Source organism: Streptomyces sp. NPDC047072 (assembly GCF_040643855.1).
Classification (GTDB): domain Bacteria; phylum Actinomycetota; class Actinomycetes; order Streptomycetales; family Streptomycetaceae; genus Streptomyces.
The window spans coordinates 26,406-44,604 of record NZ_JBEYVC010000079.1; the positions used below are offsets into that span (position 1 = coordinate 26,406).

The window sequence follows — 18,199 nt, forward strand, 5'->3', positions numbered from 1 at the left end:
GTAGAACAGGAGTACGCACGTCATGCCGCAGATCACCGTCGACCACTCGAAGTTCATCGCCTTCGACCGGGAGGAGTTCGCCCGGGACCTGCACGGCGCCGTCGTCGAGATCGCGGCCGCCAAGCCGGAGGCGTGCAAGACGCAGTTCCGGGCGAGTGAGGTCACCGCGTTCGGCTACGAGGACCCTCTGGACAACGGCCACGCCGTCGTCCACGTCACCATCGGCCTGCTCGCCGGGCGGACCGACGAGACGAAGGCCCGGCTCACCGAGGCCGTCCTGGAGCTGCTGAAGAAGCACATCGAGGACGACGGCTCGGAGGTCCTGCACGCCTCGGCGGAGATCCGCGACCTCGACGCGTCGTACCGCAAGTTCGAGCGCTGACAGGGGACTTCAGGAGGCCAGCGAGATCAGCTTGACCGCGAGGTCGGTGAACGGACCGTCGTGCGGCTCGTGCTTGAGCATCTCCCGCAGCAGCTCGCTCATCTCCGCGTCCTGCGCCGCACTCACCGCGGCCAGCGCGGCGAAGTCGTGGACGAGCTGGATCTCCAGCTCGGCGCGCGGGATGCGCCGCCCGTCCAGCCAGATCAGAGCCGTGGCCTCGACGAGCGAGATCCAGGAGCGGATGACCAGTTCCAGTCGCGCGGGCGGATTCTCCACTCGCAGATACGAAAGGATCTGGTCATACGCGATCTGCCGTACGGAGTCCACGAGCGCGTTGGTCGTCGAGGAGCCCACCGCCGGACCACCGCGCATCAACGCCGAGAACCCGGGCCCGTGTTGCTCGACGAAGTCGAAGAAGCGGCGCATCACCCGCAGCAGCCGGGTGCCCAGCGGCCCCTCGTGCGGCTCCTCGAAACGGCTCGCCAGATCCTCGGCCGCCCGCTTCAACGCGGCCTCGTACAGGCTGAGTTTGCCGGGGAAGTAGTGGTAGACCAGCGGCCGCGAGATCCCGGCCGCCGACGCTATCTCGTCGATGGAGACCTCGTCGGGCGAACGGCGCGCGAAGAGTTCGAGGGCGACGCCGATCAGCTGCTGACGACGTTCCTCGACTCCCATTCTGCGGCGGACCCCGGTGCTCATGCGAACACCTTACCGATCGGATCCGGCCCCGAACGGACCGGACCGGCCACCGGCGTTCACATATCCAGCACGAGTCGGCCACCTCGCGCCCGCGACACACAGATGAGCATCGAGTCCGCCCGCTCCCCGTCCGTCAGCAGTTCGTCCCGGTGCTCCACCTCCCCTTCCAGCACCCGCTGTTGGCAGGTCCCGCAGAACCCCTGCTCGCAGGAGTACGCCGTGTCCGGCAACTCCTCGCGTACGGCGGCCAGCACCGAGGAGTCCGCCGGCACCGTCAACACCCGCCCGCTGCGCCGCAGTTCGACCTCGAAGGCATCGCCGGGCAGCGTGCTCAACGGCGTGAAGCGCTCCAGGTGGACCCCGGGGAACCGCTCCGCCACGGCGGCCATCAGCCCCTCCGGCCCGCAGCAGTACACGGCGGCCCCCTCGGGCACCTCCAGCGCACCGAGATCCGGCCGCCCCTCCACCACGGTCACCCGGCCCCCGCCGAGCCCCTCGACCTCCGCCAGGAACGGCATCGACGCCCGCGACCGCCCGGCGTAGAGGAGCCGCCACTCGACCCCGTCCGGCAGCGCCCGCAGCATCGGCAGCACCGGCGTGATCCCGATACCGCCCACGACGAAGACGTACGACTCGGCAGTGACCAGCGGGAAGCGGTTCCGCGGCCCGCGCACCTCCAGCTCGACTCCCTCGTGGACCTGCTCGTGCACCTCGCGCGACCCGCCCCGCCCGTCCTCGACCAGCCGCGCCGCCACGGTGTACGACGAGCGGTCTCCGGGGTCCCCGCACAGCGAGTACTGCCGCACCAGCCCGGACGGCAGCACCAGATCGAGATGCGCGCCGGGCTCCCAGCGCGGCAAGTCCCTTCCTTCCAGGCGCAGTTGTACGACTCCGTCGGCGACCGTCTCCCGCGAGGTCACCGTCAGCCGCAGCGCCCGGGAGCGCGGCCGCCCCGAGGTCGGTTCCTCCAGCGCCGGCAGCGGCCACAGCGGCGAGGCCTGGATACGGCGGCGCAGCGCCCGTCGGGTGAGCAGTGCGGCCCCGGCGGCGACCGCGAGGGTCAGCGGCTTCGGCATCAGTGGGCCTGCCTCTCCGCGGCCACGGCGGCGGGGGAGGAGGCCAGATAGGCCACGGCCTGCGCGGTCGACCCCTCCTGGGACGGGTGGTAACTCCGGCTCAGATAGCGGGGGATGGACCGCGCCATGTCCCCGGTCGACGGCAACACGCCCTGGCGGCCCCGGACATGGAAGTCCTTGAAGCTCGCCTTCGCGTCCACGAGCGTCGGGTCGTTCGCCATGAAGAACCGCGTCCCGCGCTGCCACAGGAACACCAGCGCGGTGAAGGCGGTCGCCCAGGTCCGCACCCGGCGCCGGTAACCGCCGTCGAGGTGCTCGAACAGCTCGAAGGCGACGGAGCGGTGCTCGACCTCCTCCGCGCCGTGCCAGCGCAGCAGGTCCAGCATGGTGGGGTCGGCGCCGCGGCGGTCCAACTCCTCGGCGTTCAGCACCCAGTTGCCGAGGAACGCGGTGTAGTGCTCGATCGCGGCGATCAGCGCGACCCGCTCCAGGAGCCACCAGCGCCGGGGGCGGCCGGGCGGGAGGGTGCGGTCGCCGAGGAGCTTCTCGAAGAACCAGTCCACCTGGGCGGTGTACGGCGTCGGGTCGAGCCCCTGCTCCCGCAGATGCGGCAGCACCTCGTCGTGGGCCTGCGAGTGCATCGCCTCCTGCCCGATGAACCCGATGACGTCCTCGCGCAGCCGTTCGTCCCGGATGAGGGGCAGCACCTGCTTGTACACGTGCACGAACCACCGCTCGCCCGCGGGCAGGAGCAGATGCAGCACGTTGATGGTGTGCGTGGTGAACGGGTCCCCGGGCACCCAGTGCAGCGGGGTGCCCTCCCAGGAGAAGGACACCCTCCGCGCCTTGAGCGGCACGCGCTCGGGATCGTGCGTGTTAGACATGGCGTCAATGTACTGACGGGTAGGGCGGGAGAGAACCCCTCTGCGCGCCCTTATTTACGTCAACGTCAGCAAGGGGGCCGGCGAGCCGCTCCCTAGCGGAGCCCGCTGACCTCCCGGCCGTCCGTCAGCGTCCCCTTCAGCCCGGCCTGCGCCCCCTGCTTCGCCTTCACGGCCAGCAGGTTGCCCTGGGCGGCACCCTTCACACCGCCCGTCGCGTTGATCGACGCGGTGCCGTGGCTGCCCGCGGCCAGCAGGTACCAGTCGCCCTTGGCCGCCTTCCACAGCACCCCGGCCAGCACCTGCGGATCCTTCGCCCCGCACGCCGGCACGTTCTGGGCCTGCGCGGCCACCGCCCCGTACGCCCCGCCCGGCGTGTGGAACTGCGCCAGCACCCGCTCCCCGCCGCCCGCCCAGGTCTCCGCCCGGGTGCACACCCAGTCCGCCGTCCCGCTCGCGTCGGGCAGCGGCTGCGCCGCGTAGGCCCAGGCGTTCACCGTCCGCACCCCGGCGGCCCGCATCGCCCCGAGCGAGCAGGCGTACGGCGACCAGGCGCGCAGCGACCGCGCACCGGCCGCGTCCTTCACGGACCCGGGCCGGCCGGTGGTGAGGACGGCCGGGACCAGTTCGCCGAGGTCGGTCAGGACCCGGGTGCCGGAGGCGTCGGTCAGCTGGAGGACGTTCCAGGAGGTGCAGGAGCCGCTCTGGGCGCTGGGGCTCGCCATCGGCGAGGTCGTGCCGTGGGCCAGCGTGAGGGCCATCGCGCCGGCGCCCGGCTTCATGAGGTCCCGCTCGGCGGCCCTGGTCACCCAAGGGGCCGTCAGATAGCGGACGTTGCCGTCGGACCGCCCGAGGACGACCGCGCTCGCCTCGGCCCCGCTCGCGCCGTCGACCCGGGCGAAGTCGAGCGCCGCGCCCTGGGTGCTGTCGAGGGGCTCGGCGTAGCGGACGATGCGCAGACCGTCGTAGAGGATCACCACGCGCGCGTTGTCGACGGTCCCGGCGTACAGGAGCTGCGGCGGGCCGGCGGGGCCGCCCGAGGGGGTGCCGGGGGTCGCGGAGACGCGGACGGTCTCGCCGGGGCGGGCCCAGACGGCGAGGGCGCGGTGCAGCAGGTCGCTGTCGCCGGTGAGGTCGCCGCGCGCGGGCCACACGGAGAAGTCGGTGCGGGCGGAGGAATCCCAGGCGCTGCCCGGCACCTTGAGCAGCTGGGCCGGGTCCAGGGCCGCCTGGGCGGCCGGGTTCTGGGCGTAGGCGGGCGCGGCGGCGCCGTCGGGGCCCCAGCCGTCGCCGGGCATCCCGAGCAGCGCGCCGCACACGACGACCGCGGCGCCCGCGACGAGCGCGGCCCGCAGGTGCTGGCGGCGGCGCATCAGGTCGGTGGGCCGGGCCTGGAGCGAGCACGGGTCGAACTCGGGGGATTCCAGGAGCGGGTACTGCGCCGCCGGGACCGCCGCGGCCTCGGCGAGCGCGTCGTCCACCTCGTCGACACCGGCCGCCGTCAGGACCTTGCGGACGTCGCCGTCGGGGAGCTTCTCCAGGCCGCGCAGGACGTAGGCGGCGCGGGCCGGGCCGGTGAGGCCCGACAGCCGCTGGTCCAGGGCGAGTTCGTCGGCGCCCCCGGAGCGCGGGAACAGCTTGAGACCCCACACCTGCGGGAAGAGCGGCGGGAGTTGGGACCGCTTGGGCAGCGCCCTGCGCTTGAGCGGGAGGCCCGCCTCCAGCGCCGTCCGCAGGACCTCCAGGCGGACGAAGGAGTAGCCGGGGTCGCTCTCGCGGCCGGTCGACTGGGCCGGGATCACCGGCGCGGGCTTGCGGCCGCGGGGCAGCGCGCGCTGGGTGAGGGCGTGCGCGGTCAGGACCCGCCGGCCGCGGCCCATGCCGGGCGGCAGCACCAGATAGGCGAGCCGGACCAGCCGGGGGTAGTGCTCGACGAGCGCGGCCTCGGCCTGCTCGACGTCGACCGAGTCGGCGGCGGAGCCCGGAGCGGGTGCGGGGCGGGGGGCGACATCCTGTGACTGCACGCTCAACAGAACGAGCGAATCGTCGGATGGTCACCCAGGGACCGGAAGCCCGGAGGGGGCGCGTTCCGCCTCCGGGTCCAGCGCTGGTCGAACGCGCTTGGCCATCGACCGCTGTTGACGCCCTCCCCCGCTGTCGCGGGAGATACAGGTCCGTGCCGCAGGGCGGCACCACCATGGGTTCCTGCTTCACAGGCTCCAGGCGGTCCCCTAGGGGCCTGGTCTTACGCGAGCCTCCACAGGCGTCACTTCCCGCCCGTCCGGCGGTAGGTCCGCCAACTGGGCTGCCGGACAACGTGACTGTAGCGTGCGGCGATCACCGTCGGCCTGCTCGTGCGGCAATTCAGCCCCGAAGGTGATCAGGCGGCTGCGTGTTCGACTGGGCTGTCGGTGGGCAGTTCGGCGACGAGTTCGTCGATCACCGCCCGGAACTCGTCGGCCCGTTCCTCCGGATACCGGTCGAAAGTGCCCCACGCGGCGACCACACGCTGTTCCCAGTCCTCGTTCACCGGCACACTGTCGCACACGCGTACCAGCCCCCACAGCCGATTTGAGCGCCCCGCCCCTCACAGCCGTATGCAAGGGGACGGGCCCCTGTCCCCGGGGTCCGGCGGACGCGTGACCCGGAGGAACAGATGAGGTTGACCCGACCGATGCTCGCGCTGACCGGCGCGGTCGCCGTGGTGGCGCTGGCGGGCTGTGGCTCCGGCGGCGGGACCAAGGCCGCGGTGGTGCCGGAGGCGGCCACCGGCAGCCTGGAGCACCTGGCCGCCGAGGTGAAGTGCACGCCCAACATCCAGATCGACGCCGACGAACTGCGCCAGGCCGTGTGCAAGAAGGGCAACGGCGCCGACGGCAGGTTCATCCTCGCCACCTTCGCCACCGACCGCGGCCAGCGCGAGTGGATCAACGGCGCCAAGGACTACGGCGGTCACTTCCTCGTCGGCCGCAAGTGGGTCGCCGTGGGGGAGACCACCAAGACCCTCGACGTCCTGCGCAAGACGCTCGGCGGGGACCTGGAGGAGGGCGTGGACCACTCCAAGATGGGCGACATGGCCACGGCCACGCACTCCGCGCACTGAACGCCCGCGGCCCACGCGAAAGCCGGCGGTGAGAGATTCTCACCGCCGGCTTTCTCCGTGCGTCACCCCAGTGTCGTCACCTCAGGAGGTCACTGGCACTTCTTGCCGGTGTTGATGCAGTTGACCATCTTGTTCATCAGGTTCGTCGAGAAGAAGTTGATGAAGTCGTTGTGGTCGGTGATCGGCTTGTGCAGGTTCTCCGGGAAGGTGTCCACCGCGTACGGGTTGACGACCGTGCCGTTCTGCAGCTTCGGCGCCGGGACGTTGTAGACGAGCCGGACCTGGAGCTGCGGGATCGCCTTGAAGCCGTTGGCGCAGGCGCCGTTGGCCTGGGCGAACGCCACGTGCGTGCGGTGGTTGGCGCTGTCGATGTTCTGACCGTCCCAGCAGCTCTGGAAGTTGGTCGTGCGCACCACCTGGCTGCCCTGCGGGCAGATCGGGTACTTGTCGTGCAGTTGGACCTTGTTCTCGAAGCCGGTGCAGGACCAGTTCACGTTGGCGTTGGCGTTGCCGTTGACGAAGGCCTTGGCGTCACCGGTGATGATGCGCAGGGCGGTCGGCATGGCGACGACGTTGCCGGTCTTGTTGCCGACGAACTTCAGCTGGGCCTGGGCCGGCTGGAGGATCTTGCCGACGTTGCCCTCGGTGCCACCGCCGGCGGCGTTCTGGTCGAAGTCCTGCGTGCCGTCCTGGAGACGCAGCACCGGCCAGAAGTACGACGACTTGTCGCCCTGGTTCTGGCAGCTCGTCTGGGCCGCCGCCAGCTCCTGGTCGCTCGCGAACGCGTCGTTGGACTGGTTGCCGACGTAGTCGTGCAGGTGGTGGGCGCCGTTGGCGACACCGGGGGCGACGATCACGTTGTCCGTGTTGTGGTTGTCGTTCCCGTTGGTGCCGCACTTGGTGGTGAAGGTGCCCCGCGAGCCCGAGTTGCCGTTCGCCGGAAGGCCGTTGGCGCCGACGCCGAGCTGCGCGCTGCCGCCCTGGACCTTGGTGATGTCCACGAAGTCGGCGGCCGTCGGGCCGTTGCCGCCCTGGCCGTTCTGCTGGCCGGCGTTGCCGTTGTTCTGGCCGTTGCCCTGCTGCTGGCCGCCGTTCTGCTGCTGCCCGCCGGTGTTCTGCTGACCACCGTTGTTCTGCTGGCCACCGTTGTTGTTCTGGCCGCCGTTCTGCTGCTGGCCGCCGGTGTTCTGCTGCCCGCCGTTGTTCTGGCCGGCGTTCGTCTGCGGAGTCGTACCCTGCGTCGTGCAGGCCGCCAACTGGCTGAGCGAACTGTTGAACTGGCCGCCCACCCGCTGGATGTCGATCCGGATCCGGTCGATCGTGGCCGCCCGCTTCTCCTTCAGGGGGCCGACGATCGCGTTCTGGACGAAGCCCGCGTCGTTCGCCTGGGCCTGGCGCGTGGAGGCGAGACGGGTGTAGGCCTCGGTGATCTGCTTGTCGAGGTTGGCCAGTTCGGTGGCCACACCCTGACGCGCCGACTGGGGCACGTTCGTCAGCTTCTGCCCCACGTCCGGGCACGAGATGGTCGCCACCTGGGCGGCGGCGGCCTTCGTCTGGTTCTGCGCCGAGTTGTTGGACTCATGCGCAGACGCGTAGAAGTTCGCCCAGATCAGCCCGCCCCCACCGAGCGCTAGGGCCGCCGACGCGGCTATGGCCTTGTTGGCCATCGACGAGCGGCGTTTACGTGTGTTGCGTCCCATGGAACTCCTCTGACTTCCTTTTTCGGGGCATCGAGGCGCCCGACAGGAGTGAAGCGGCTCCCTCCCTTACGGACGTGGTCCCAGGGGTGTTCAGCCGCCCCACAAACAAATCAGAGGTTTGCCGGGCCTTGGGACATCAACAGCCCCTTGAGCAGCAGGAGTTACGGAGAATAAGGGTCTGGTCACCGGCCCCGGTCCAGATACGCGAGCACCGCCAGAACGCGCCGGTTGTCGTCGTCCGACACCTCAAGACCCAGTTTGGCGAAGATGTTGGCGGTGTGCTTGGCGATCGCCCGTTCTGTGACGACGAGCTTCTGGGCGATCGCCACGTTCGACCGGCCCTGCGCCATCAGCTCCAGCACCTCCAGCTCGCGGGGCGTGAGCCGGGCCAGCGGCTGGTCACCGGCCGCCCGACGGGTCAGCAGCTGCTGGATCACCTGCGGGTCCATCGCGGTCCCGCCCGTCGCGACCCGTCGTACGGCGTCCACGAACTGCTCCGCGTCGAACACCCGGTCCTTGAGCAGATAGCCCACCGCGCCGGTGCCGTCGGCGAGCAGCTCGCGCGCGTACAGCTGCTCCACGTGCTGCGAGAGGACCAGCACCGGCAGCCCGGGCCGCGCCCGCCGGGCGTCCAGCGCGCACTGGAGCCCCTCGTCGGTGTGGGTCGGCGGCAGCCGTACGTCGACCACGGCGACGTCCGGCTCCAACTCGGCCAGCGCACGCGCCAGTTCGGGCCCGCTCTCGACGGCCGCGGCGATCTCGAAGTCGTGCGCCTCCAGGAGCCGTACGAGTCCGTCACGCAGGAGGAAGAGGTCTTCGGCCAGGACTACGCGCAACGGGGCTCCCAGGACGGCGGACACGGGACTCCATGGTGACCCAGAACGGTCCGCGCGGGCCTACGACAGCTCGCAGGGGATCTCCATCGTGACCATGGTGGGGCCGCCCGAGGGGGAGCTGACGGCCAGGACGCCGTCGAACGTCCCGAGCCGCCGTTCGACCCCGGCCAGCCCCGAACCGGTCCCGATCGCCGCGCCGCCCCGGCCGTTGTCGGTGACCGAGATCCGCAGCATCCCCGCCCCGCCGTCCCCGCCGTCCCCGTCGTTCACGTGGTGCAGGTCGATCCAGATCCGGTCGGCGCCGGAGTGCTTGACCGCGTTGGTCAGCGCCTCGCTCACGGCGAAGTACGCGGCCGACTCCACCGGCGCCTCGGCCCGCCCCGGCAGCTCCACCTCCACCTCGGTCGGCACCGGCATCCGCAGCGCCAACGCCCTTACGGCGTCCCCCAGTCCGCGCTCGGCCAGTACCGGCGGATGGATGCCGCGCACCAGGTCGCGCAGTTCGGCGAGGGCGTCCACGGAGGACTGACGGGCCTGGGCGAGCAACTGCCGGGCCCGGGCCGGGTCCTTGTCGAGGAGCGCCTCGATGGTGCCGAGGTCCATGCCCATGGCGACCAGCCGCGCCTGTGCCCCGTCGTGCAAGTCCCTTTCGATACGGCGGAGTTCGGCCGCGGAGGTGTCCACGGCGTCCCGTCGCGTCTCGGTCAACACCCGTACCCGCTCGGCGAGTTCGCCCTGACCGGACGTCAGGACCGCCCGGGTGAGCCGGAAGTGGGCGCGCAGGAAGGGCACCGGGAGCAGCCGGAAGAGCAGCAGGAAGACCACCGCCAGCGCGCCCGCACCGAGCGCGGAGGCCTGCCCGGTGACCGGAATGAAGGCGTACCAGTACCCGTCGGGGAAGACCCGCCACAGCCCCGCCGCCAGCGCCAGCCCCTCCAGGGGGTAGAAGAGCAGCACGGCCGGCAGCAGCGCGGTCACGAACCCCGCCGTCATGTCCACCGGCAGCCAGCGCAGATCCCGCCAGGTCGCCGGGTCGCGCAGCATCCCGAAGGTGCGCGCCCAGGGGTTCGCGCCCTTCGGCAGCGGCCGGTACGCCGACGGGATCCGCACCCCCGCCCACTCGGCTGCGAGCACCCGCCGCCAGTCCGCGAAGAGCCGCACACCCGACAGCACCCAGGGGGTCGTCACGATCCCGACGCCGATCGGCACCAGCGCGATCGACACCACCGAGAGCACGAGGCAGAGGATCGCCCCCGGCAGCGTGATCAAGGCCAGCGCCAGCCCGCGTACCGCCGCCGTCACGGTCTCCCTGACGCCCGTACCGCTCGTACCGCCGTCGCCGCCCCGCGTCTGTGTGGTCATACGGCCAGTCTGGTCGCGGGCGGGACGCGGGTCACGGGGCCTGGACACCGGGTCGGGGGGTGGTGCCGGGTACACCGTGAATCTCGCCACACAATCAGCAGGTAACACGGGGTTCACATTCGAGCAATGACCAAGAAATCGCCTGTTGACAGGCTCGCGGGCACCAAGAGGCGGCGTTTCAGTGCCGCAGCGCCGCAGCACCCGCAAGTGCGCCTAGACATACCCCCGAAGGATGTGGCCCGTGAGCTTCAAGGCTGAGTACATCTGGATCGACGGCACGGAGCCGACGGCCAAGCTGCGATCGAAGACGAAGATCCTGGCGGACTCAGAAAAGGGTGCCGAGCTGGGGATCTGGGGCTTCGACGGGTCCTCCACGAACCAGGCCGAGGGGCACTCCTCGGACCGTGTCCTCAAGCCGGTCTTCTCCTGCCCCGACCCGATCCGCGGCGGCGACGACATCCTCGTCCTGTGCGAGGTCCTGAACATCGACATGACGCCGCACGAGTCCAACACCCGTGCCGCGCTGACCGAGGTCGCGGAGAAGTTCGCCGCGCAGGAGCCGATCTTCGGCATCGAGCAGGAGTACACGTTCTTCAAGGACGGCTACCCCCTCGGCTTCCCCAAGGGCGGCTTCCCGGCCCCCCAGGGCGGCTACTACTGCGGTGTCGGCGCGGACGAGATCTTCGGCCGTGACGTCGTCGAGGCGCACCTCGACAACTGCCTCAAGGCGGGCCTCGCGATCTCCGGCATCAACGCCGAGGTCATGCCCGGCCAGTGGGAGTTCCAGGTCGGCCCGGTCTCCCCGCTGGAGGTCTCCGACCACCTGTGGGTGGCCCGCTGGCTGCTCTACCGCACCGCCGAGGACTTCGGCGTCTCCGCGACCCTGGACCCGAAGCCGGTCAAGGGCGACTGGAACGGCGCGGGCGCGCACACCAACTTCTCCACCAAGGCGATGCGCGAGGGCTACGACGCGATCATCACCGCCGCCGAGTCCCTGGGCGAGGGCTCCAAGCCCCTCGACCACGTCAAGAACTACGGCGCCGGCATCGACGACCGCCTGACCGGTCTGCACGAGACCGCCCCGTGGAACGAGTACTCCTACGGCGTCTCCAACCGCGGTGCCTCGGTCCGTATCCCGTGGCAGGTCGAGAAGGACGGCAAGGGCTACATCGAGGACCGCCGCCCCAACGCCAACGTCGACCCGTACGTCGTGACCCGCCTCCTCGTCGACACGTGCTGCTCCGCACTGGAGAAGGCCGGCCAGATCTGATCCCGCCCGCATCCTGAGGGGCGTCCACCGTCGTGGTGGGCGCCCTTCGGCGCGTTGTCAGTGGGGTCTGCCATGGTGGGGGGCATCACCGCCCGCGAGGTCGTGGCGGTGCTGGGCGTGGTCGGCCTGTTCGCGGTATGGGACGGGGTCCGGGCAGGGTGATCCAGGTCAGGCCCCTGACCTGGCGCAAGCGCCTGGTGGGGTGAGGCGGGTGGCGTCAATTTCATGCCAAGGAAGCGTCCAAGCAGTGAGAGGAGGCTCCTGTTGCGGGCCTGTGTCTGCTTCAATGGGCGTATGGCCAGCTTCCAGAAGTACACCGCGACGGGTCGCCATGACCTCGAGCCCTTCTGGCCTTCCCGTCAGCACCACGACTTCGACCGGGTGTGTTGCCGCGCGACGAACGCGCCGGCCCTCTAAAGCCGTACACCCCGGTCTTCGGCCGGCGCGACACGAGTACGTCCCCTCGACGACCCTCTCGCGCGAAAGAGCTGACCTCTCATGGCGACCATTCGTTCTCTGTCCCCCGCCCCGCTGAACGCCCCCGCCCCGACCGCCGCCCGGCATCATCTGCGCGCCGTCGACCGGGACGAGGTGATCGACGTCGCGGAGTTCCTGCCCCCGGGTGCCACCTGGCTGCCCGCGCCCCAGCACACCCTGCCCACGCTGCCGGGGCAGCCGCCGATGGTCGGATACCTCGTCCTGATCCCGGCCGACCGCCCGCTCGGCGCCCCGGCCGGGCTCGCCGACGTCCCCGGCCCCGCCGCCGAGGCCGCCGGTGACGCCGACGCACTCGTCCGCATCGACACCGTGCAGCGCACCGCCGAGGTGAGCGGCGAGCAACTCGACCTCACGTACCTGGAGTTCGAGCTGCTGGCCCACCTCGTCCAGCACCCGCACCGGGTGCACACCCGCGACCAGCTGGTCACCACGGTCTGGGGCTACGGACACGTGGGCGACGGCCGTACCGTCGACGTCCACATCGCCCGGCTGCGCCGCAAGCTGGGCGCGGAGCACCGGGGCGCGATCCAGACGGTACGCCGGGTCGGCTACAAGTACACCCCGCCGACCGCGCGCTGAACCAACTGCGCACCTCGATGAGGAACACGTCGGTCCTGCTGCTCGTGGCCGCGAACAGCAGGACCGATGACACGTACTGACGTCCTACGCGAACAGCCTCACCCCACCTTCTCGATCACGGCTCGGCGGATCAGGAACTTGCCCGGCTCCCGGACCTGTTCGAAGGCCGCGTCGTTGAGCAGGACACAGCTGCCGGAGACCGAAGTGACCTGCACCGTCGTGGACTTGTTGTTGTCCAGGTTGGTGACCTTCAGCTTCGTCCCCGCCGGGAACTGGTTGCTGGAGGCGGCCGGAGCACCGCCCTCGCCGGACAGCGTCACGGTCGACCCGTTGCAGACCTGCTGACCGGACGCAGAGGCGGGCGGTGCCGAGGAGGCGGGCGCGGACGCGGCCTGCGAAGGCTGCTGAGAGGGCTGCTGCGTGGGCTGTTGCTGCGCGGCCTGGGAGCCCTGAGCCGACTCCCCGACCACGCAGTTCGACGCCTGCTGCTGCACCTTGATCTGCGCGATGACCGCCTCGCGGTTGGTGATCCGGGCCGCCGACTGCGCGTCCGGGTTCGCCTTCTGGTCCGCGATGAACCTCTGGTTGTTGCCGAGCGCGGTGGCGAGCCCCTGACAGACGGTCGACTTCGCCGCCGTCTGCGGACTCGCGGCGTTGGAGGTACTGGCCATCACGAAGGCCCCACCGCCCGCCACCGACGCCGCGCTCACCAGCAACGCGAGCTTCTTCTTCGTACTGAGAGTTCTCCTACGCGACATGCGCGCCTCCTGCGAGGTAGGGGAGCGTACGCCGCTATGTACGAGATACCGAACGAGGTTACTCAGGGGTTACAGGAGTCAGTCGAAGTAACCTGCGTCACACTCGGCCGAGGGCGTCCCGTACGGCCTCATCGGTGCGCCCCACCACCGCCGTACCGTCCTCCGCGGTGATGATCGGACGCTGGATCAGCTTGGGGTGTTCGGTGAGCGCCTTGATCCACCGGTCGCGCGAACTGTCGTCCCGGGCCCACTCCTTGAGCCCCAGCTCCTTGGCGGCGGCCTCCTGGGTGCGGGTGATGTCCCAGGGTTCGAGTCCGAGGCGGCCGAGGACCTCCCGGATCTCGTCCTCGCTCGGCACGTCCTCCAGATAGCGGCGGACGGTGTACTCGGCGCCCTCGGCGTCGAGCAGGCTGATCGCGCTGCGGCACTTCGAACAGGCCGGATTGATCCAGATCTCCATGCCCCCACGGTACGCGAAAACCCGTCCTCCCCAAGCGCCACAGCACCCTCGAAAGCCCTTGTGGCCAGGGGCTTTTGTCAGTGGGGGGTAGTAAAATAGAAGCAGTGTTCGAGGGGATCGCGGGGGTCGTCAGGACCCCCGGCGGATGCCCTCACCGCGACAGGAGGATGCCTGTGCCCGCTGCCGCACTGAAGCCGAAGCCGTTGCCCACCCAGTCCACCGCGCGGCACCCCGTGCTGCTCGACCTGCCCTACGCCCCTGTGGAGAAGCGGCCGTTGCCGCCCGGCCGTCCGCGGGAGTGGTACATCACCCACAACCGCCGCCTGAAGGCGATGCGGTTGGCGATCGCCCTGCTCGACTCCGGCGTCTACGTCCCGAACCAGGCCCGCAACGAGACGATCCGCGACACGGCGGAGACGATCGGCGTCCACCCGCCGTCGGACACGACGTGCCACATGGTGCGGGCGTTCATGAGGTACGCGCGCTGACCCGACGCCCCGGTTCAGGAGGCCGCCAGCTCCTTCTCCAGCGGCGTCCGGAACCGGGGCGTCACCCGTGTCGCCCCGAGCCACCCCTGCAGGCGCTCCGCCTCCGTGGCGATCGCCTCCTCCGCTTCCCGGCCCAGCCCCTCGGTGTCCAGCAGGCGCCAGACCACCGACCCGTCGGCCCGCTGCCCCCACCCTCCGACCACCCGCCCGTTCCACCACACCGTCGGCCCCACGTTGCCGCTGCCGTCGAACAGCGGGGGCCGCAGTTCCGGTGCCAGGTACCAGTCCCGCTGCTGCCAGCCCATCGCCGTCGGATCCAGGCCGGGCAGGAAGGCGGCCCAGGGCTCGGCCGGGTCCGCGACCGGACCGTCGTCGCCGGCCACGACGTACGCCGGGCCCTCGTCGACCGACACCTGCTCCGCCCCGATCGCCGTGAGCGCGCGGCGGACGTCGGTCACCTTCCACCCCGTCCACCACTTCAGGTCGGCCTCGGTGGCGGGACCGCACACGGCGAGCCAGCGCCGTAGCAACTCGGCCTGGGCCGCGGCCGGTTCCAGCTCGGGGTGCGGCGGGGCGACGGCCCACCGGAACTGTGAGGAGGTCCACGACCCGAGGGGCCGCCCCCGAACCACCTTCCCCTCCACACCCAGCACCCTCAGCAGCCGCGTCGAAACGGTGTGGATCCCCTCGTACCTCTTCCCGGCCGCGTACACGAACTGCTCCCGCAACCGCGGCTCGTCCTCGGCGAGTTCGGCCGCCGTGGCCTGTCCGCGCCGCGCGAGAGCGGCGAGCGCGGACTCCTCGACGTCCTTGAGCCAGGCGGCGTCCGGCGCCCCCGCCTTCACCATGTCCTTGACGAGCGAGGCCCGTTCACGAGCGGCGACGGTGAGCCCGGTGGAGGCGTGCACGACGGCGGTCAGCGCGACCGGGAACACGAACACGGTGTGCCGCATCCCGTGCATCCGCACGAGGGTCCGATCCTCGTAGAGCGCCCGCCCGGTCTCACCGACCGTCCCGGCCGGGTCGGCAAGCCGTGCCCCCACGGCGAGATAGACGGTCGCGGGATCGGTCCCGTGCAGCGCGACGAGCGAGTCCGCAACACCCTCAGGGCTGCCCACCCGCCCCGCCTCGACCAGCAGATGCCGCACCCCAAGCCGAGCCCGCCGCTCACCCACGCTGATGTATCTCACGGGTACATCCTGACGCAGGGCACTGCTCTTCCCTAGGGGCGCGGGGAACTGCGCGACCAGCCACAACGCACCCGCACCCGGACGACGACATATCACTCTGTTGCCGTACTCCACATGCAGACCTCCCCGTACCGGCCCTTCACTGCGATCAGGACCCCACAGAACAGGGAGGTGAGCGTGGCCCAGAACCCCGACCGAGGCCGCGCCGCCCGCAAACGCGCCCCCCGCTCCTCCCACGGCACCTGGATCCCGTCGGCCGACCGGAGGGACCCCGTAGGCGTACTGGAACGCCAGGGCCGGGACCGCCTCCCCGAACTCCTCCCGATCCGCTACGGCAGGATGTCGGCCTCCCCTCTCGCCTTCCTGCGCGGCGCCGCCGCCGTGATGGCCGCCGACCTCGCCGCCCAGCCGCACACCGGCCTCACCGTGCAGCTGTGCGGCGACGCCCACCTGCTCAACTTCGGCCTGTACGCCTCCCCGGAACGCTCCCTCCTCTTCGACCTGAACGACTTCGACGAGACCTACCCCGGCCCCTTCGAGTGGGACGTGAAGCGGCTCGCCGCGAGCATCGCGGTCGCCGCCCGCGAGAACGGGCACAGCGAGGCCAAGGCACACCACGCGGCGCGCGGCGCGGTCACCGCGTACCGCACGGCCATGCGGCGCCTGGCCGGCCGGGGCGAGCTGGAGGTCTGGTACGAGCGCGTCGACGTCGACGGCCTGCTGCCCCTGGTCCGCTCGGCCCGGCACCGCCGCCGCGCCGGGGACAGCCTCACCCGGGCCCGCCGCCGCACCAGCCTCCAAGCGCTGGGCAAGCTCACGGAGGTCGTAGACGGCCGCCGTCGGATCATCCACGACCCGCCGCTCCTCGAACCCGTCGGCGCCCCCGACATGGCGAGCCTGCGCAAGATCTTCAGCGACTACCGCTCCACGCTCTCCGAGGAGCGCCGGCTGCTGCTGGACCGCTACCGGTTCGTCGACGCGGCCCGCAAGGTCGTCGGCGTCGGCAGTGTCGGCACCCGCTGCTTCATCGTGCTGCTCACCGGCCGGGACGCCGACGACCCGCTGTTCCTCCAGATCAAGGAGGCGCGCACATCCGTCCTGGAGGACCACCTGCCGAGCGGTCCCTACGTCCATCCCGGGCGCCGTGTGGTCGTCGGCCAGCGTCTCCTCCAGGCCACGAGCGACATCTTCCTGGGGTGGATGAGCGGACCCCAGGGACGCGCCTACTACTGGCGCCGGCTGCGCGACATGAAGGGCTCCGCGGACGTGGCCGCCATGACCCCGTCCGCACTCGCCGCCTACGCCCGCCTCTGCGGCACCACCCTGGCCCGAGCCCACGCCCGCTCCGGCGACCGCACCGCCATCGCCACCTACCTCGGCACCGCCACCACCTTCGACCACGCCATCGCCGACTTCGCCCTCGTCTACGCCCACCAGACGGTCACCGACCACGCGACCCTGTCGGCGGCGGTGGCGGCGGGGGTGATCAGCGCGGCACCGGGGGAGTAGAGCCAGCGTTCCGCCTCAGGCGCGCTTCTCTACGAACCCGTGAGCAGTGCCGTCACCAACTCCCGGCGCGCGTCCGGATGATCGCGGAACCACAGGCCCAACATGTGGCTCGCGTCCGGGAGTTCGAGGCGGGTGTAGTGGGAGCGGGTGGTCAGGGCGGTCTGGATCGTCTCCGTCACCTCGGGTGGGATCACCTCGTCCGTGCCCGGGACGACCAGCACCGCGCGTCCCTCGTAGCCCCGCAGTACCTCCAGTGCCGGTGCTCGGCGCCAGCTGTTCGGTCGGCGGATGATCTTGCTGAACTCCCCGTCGCCGTCGCCGAATTGCAGGTCCCAGGCCTCGGGTGCGTAGACGGCGGGCGCGCACAGGGCGAGTGCGGTGACGCGGGTGCCGTAGTGCCGGGCGAGGTCCGCCACCGTCTGTCCGCTCATGCTGAATCCGACGAGGATCAGCGGACCGTCCGCCGGCACCTGCGCGTCGATCACGGAGACCGCCTGCTCGAACCGGCGGCGCAGGCTCAACTCCCGCAGCTCGCCCGAGGATTCACCGTGCCCGGAGAAGTCGAGGGCGAGGCCCCGGCAGCCGTGCGCCGTGAACTCCCCGAGGAGCGGCAGCAGTCGGTCCTTGCTGCCGTTGCCCGCGCCGTGCAGCAGCACCGCCGTCGCGTCCGCCTGGTCCGGGCCGCCGTACACCCCGCTGAGGCGCTCGCCGTCGTGTCCGTGCTCGAAGGAGACCAGGGAAAAATGGGGATGCACGCCGGGTGAGGCCCTTCCTAGGCTGGATACACGAGCTACTCTTCTACACCACACCCACGCACCGGAGGCCCGTCATGGGCACCATCGTCATCACCGGGACCGTCGTTCTGGTCGTCCTGGGGTTCGGGAACCACACCTGGTGGCTCGTCGCCGTCGCCGTGCTCTTCCTGTACACGCAGTACGGCCGGGGCGGCGCGACCCGCTCGCAGGGTTCGTCCGCGGCCGGTCCGGGAGCCACGGCCGGCAGCTACCGCACGTACCGCAACCGCCGTGACCAGCAGGCCAAGTGGGACCGCCGCTACCGCCGCGAGCGCCCCTTCGAGTCCCGTCGGCAGGCCCGCGAGCGCAAGCAGTAGGCGGTCACAGGCCATAAGGCATATAGGCACAAGGCCTAGAGGCCCGGCGCGCCCCACACCGGGAACCACCGGCTGAGGTCCTGCTCGATCCGCAGGTCGTCCGTCAGGGCGGCCTTGACCCGCAGCTCCAGCGCGTTGTCGCGGCGCGGGCCCGCGCCGGGCCGCGGGGCGGAGGGGGTGTAACTGGCCCCCGGTGTAACGGGGTCGAGGGGGGGGGGGGGGGGCGCGGGGTGGGGGGGGGGGGGGTGGGGTTCGGGCGAGGGTTCGGGCCGGGTGGCGGTGTCGGCGTCAGTGCCG

The 18,199-nt window shown here is 71.1% G+C and carries 18 protein-coding genes and 1 pseudogene; 7 read left to right on the forward strand and 12 right to left on the reverse strand.

The window, feature by feature from the left end:
* Positions 1-22: 22 nt before the first annotated feature.
* Positions 23-382, forward strand: coding sequence for an isomerase (locus tag ABZ896_RS29135; RefSeq protein WP_360935481.1), 360 nt, complete (start codon positions 23-25; stop codon positions 380-382).
* Positions 383-391: 9 nt separating this feature from the next.
* Here the strand turns inward: ABZ896_RS29135 and ABZ896_RS29140 are convergent, their stop codons facing one another.
* The 5 genes from ABZ896_RS29140 to ABZ896_RS29160 all read right to left on the reverse strand — a co-directional run bounded on the left by ABZ896_RS29140 (position 392) and on the right by ABZ896_RS29160 (position 5,568).
* The gene (locus ABZ896_RS29140) at positions 392-1,081 is read right to left on the reverse strand and encodes a TetR/AcrR family transcriptional regulator (protein ID WP_360935484.1); all 690 of its coding nucleotides are present in this window, start codon (positions 1,079-1,081) and stop codon (positions 392-394) included.
* A 56-nt stretch (positions 1,082-1,137) separates the two neighbouring features.
* Positions 1,138-2,157, reverse strand: coding sequence for a PDR/VanB family oxidoreductase (locus ABZ896_RS29145; RefSeq protein ID WP_360935487.1), 1,020 nt, complete (start codon positions 2,155-2,157; stop codon positions 1,138-1,140).
* Positions 2,157-3,041, reverse strand: coding sequence for a metal-dependent hydrolase (locus ABZ896_RS29150; protein WP_360935490.1), 885 nt, complete (start codon positions 3,039-3,041; stop codon positions 2,157-2,159). The genes ABZ896_RS29145 and ABZ896_RS29150 overlap by 1 nt, the downstream gene beginning before the upstream one ends.
* A gap of 92 nt (positions 3,042-3,133) precedes the next feature.
* A complete protein-coding gene (locus tag ABZ896_RS29155) occupies positions 3,134-5,062 on the reverse strand; it encodes a hypothetical protein (RefSeq protein WP_360935533.1) in 1,929 nt (642 codons plus the stop codon).
* A 356-nt stretch (positions 5,063-5,418) separates the two neighbouring features.
* Complete coding sequence (locus tag ABZ896_RS29160) at positions 5,419-5,568, reverse strand: hypothetical protein (RefSeq protein ID WP_360935539.1); 150 nt, start codon at positions 5,566-5,568, stop codon at positions 5,419-5,421.
* Positions 5,569-5,694: 126 nt separating this feature from the next.
* Here ABZ896_RS29160 and ABZ896_RS29165 point away from each other — a divergent pair, with 126 nt between their 5' ends.
* Positions 5,695-6,141, forward strand: coding sequence for a hypothetical protein (locus ABZ896_RS29165; protein ID WP_360935493.1), 447 nt, complete (start codon positions 5,695-5,697; stop codon positions 6,139-6,141).
* An 89-nt stretch (positions 6,142-6,230) separates the two neighbouring features.
* Here ABZ896_RS29165 and ABZ896_RS29170 read toward each other — a convergent pair whose 3' ends face one another.
* The 3 genes from ABZ896_RS29170 to ABZ896_RS29180 all read right to left on the reverse strand — a co-directional run bounded on the left by ABZ896_RS29170 (position 6,231) and on the right by ABZ896_RS29180 (position 10,039).
* The gene (locus ABZ896_RS29170; protein ID WP_360935496.1) at positions 6,231-7,841 is read right to left on the reverse strand and encodes a DUF1996 domain-containing protein; all 1,611 of its coding nucleotides are present in this window, start codon (positions 7,839-7,841) and stop codon (positions 6,231-6,233) included.
* A 182-nt stretch (positions 7,842-8,023) separates the two neighbouring features.
* On the reverse strand, positions 8,024-8,677 hold the full coding sequence (locus ABZ896_RS29175; protein WP_360935536.1) for a response regulator transcription factor: 654 nt from the start codon (positions 8,675-8,677) through the stop codon (positions 8,024-8,026).
* Between the two features lie 60 nt (positions 8,678-8,737).
* Positions 8,738-10,039, reverse strand: a complete 1,302-nt coding sequence (locus tag ABZ896_RS29180) for a sensor domain-containing protein (protein WP_360935499.1) — start codon at positions 10,037-10,039, stop codon at positions 8,738-8,740.
* Positions 10,040-10,280: 241 nt separating this feature from the next.
* On the opposite strand from ABZ896_RS29180, the gene glnII reads away from it, so the two are divergent.
* Positions 10,281-11,309 (forward strand): glutamine synthetase, encoded by a 1,029-nt coding sequence (gene glnII / locus ABZ896_RS29185; protein ID WP_360935502.1) that lies wholly within the window; start codon positions 10,281-10,283, stop codon positions 11,307-11,309.
* A 498-nt stretch (positions 11,310-11,807) separates the two neighbouring features.
* Positions 11,808-12,386 carry a winged helix-turn-helix domain-containing protein gene (locus tag ABZ896_RS29190; protein WP_360935505.1) on the forward strand — a complete coding sequence of 193 codons (579 nt, stop codon included), beginning with the start codon at positions 11,808-11,810 and terminating at the stop codon, positions 12,384-12,386.
* 98 nt (positions 12,387-12,484) lie between these two features.
* On the opposite strand, the gene ABZ896_RS29195 is transcribed toward ABZ896_RS29190, so the two are convergent.
* On the reverse strand, positions 12,485-13,144 hold the full coding sequence (locus tag ABZ896_RS29195) for a hypothetical protein (protein ID WP_360935507.1): 660 nt from the start codon (positions 13,142-13,144) through the stop codon (positions 12,485-12,487).
* Between the two features lie 97 nt (positions 13,145-13,241).
* A complete protein-coding gene (locus ABZ896_RS29200; protein ID WP_360935510.1) occupies positions 13,242-13,604 on the reverse strand; it encodes an arsenate reductase family protein in 363 nt (120 codons plus the stop codon).
* Between the two features lie 173 nt (positions 13,605-13,777).
* Between ABZ896_RS29200 and ABZ896_RS29205 the strand changes: the two genes are divergently transcribed.
* Positions 13,778-14,092 carry a hypothetical protein gene (locus tag ABZ896_RS29205; protein ID WP_360935513.1) on the forward strand — a complete coding sequence of 105 codons (315 nt, stop codon included), beginning with the start codon at positions 13,778-13,780 and terminating at the stop codon, positions 14,090-14,092.
* Between the two features lie 14 nt (positions 14,093-14,106).
* Here the strand turns inward: ABZ896_RS29205 and ABZ896_RS29210 are convergent, their stop codons facing one another.
* Positions 14,107-15,282 carry a winged helix DNA-binding domain-containing protein gene (locus ABZ896_RS29210; RefSeq protein ID WP_360935516.1) on the reverse strand — a complete coding sequence of 392 codons (1,176 nt, stop codon included), beginning with the start codon at positions 15,280-15,282 and terminating at the stop codon, positions 14,107-14,109.
* 171 nt (positions 15,283-15,453) lie between these two features.
* Here ABZ896_RS29210 and ABZ896_RS29215 point away from each other — a divergent pair, with 171 nt between their 5' ends.
* Complete coding sequence (locus tag ABZ896_RS29215; RefSeq protein ID WP_360935519.1) at positions 15,454-16,791, forward strand: DUF2252 domain-containing protein; 1,338 nt, start codon at positions 15,454-15,456, stop codon at positions 16,789-16,791.
* Positions 16,792-16,826: 35 nt separating this feature from the next.
* Here the strand turns inward: ABZ896_RS29215 and ABZ896_RS29220 are convergent.
* Positions 16,827-17,528: pseudogene (locus ABZ896_RS29220) on the reverse strand (alpha/beta fold hydrolase); the annotation flags it as partial.
* A gap of 92 nt (positions 17,529-17,620) precedes the next feature.
* Between ABZ896_RS29220 and ABZ896_RS29225 the strand changes: the two are divergent.
* Positions 17,621-17,902: a hypothetical protein gene (locus ABZ896_RS29225; RefSeq protein ID WP_360935522.1), complete on the forward strand. Its 282-nt coding sequence runs from the start codon at positions 17,621-17,623 to the stop codon at positions 17,900-17,902.
* Positions 17,903-18,199 lie beyond the last annotated feature (297 nt).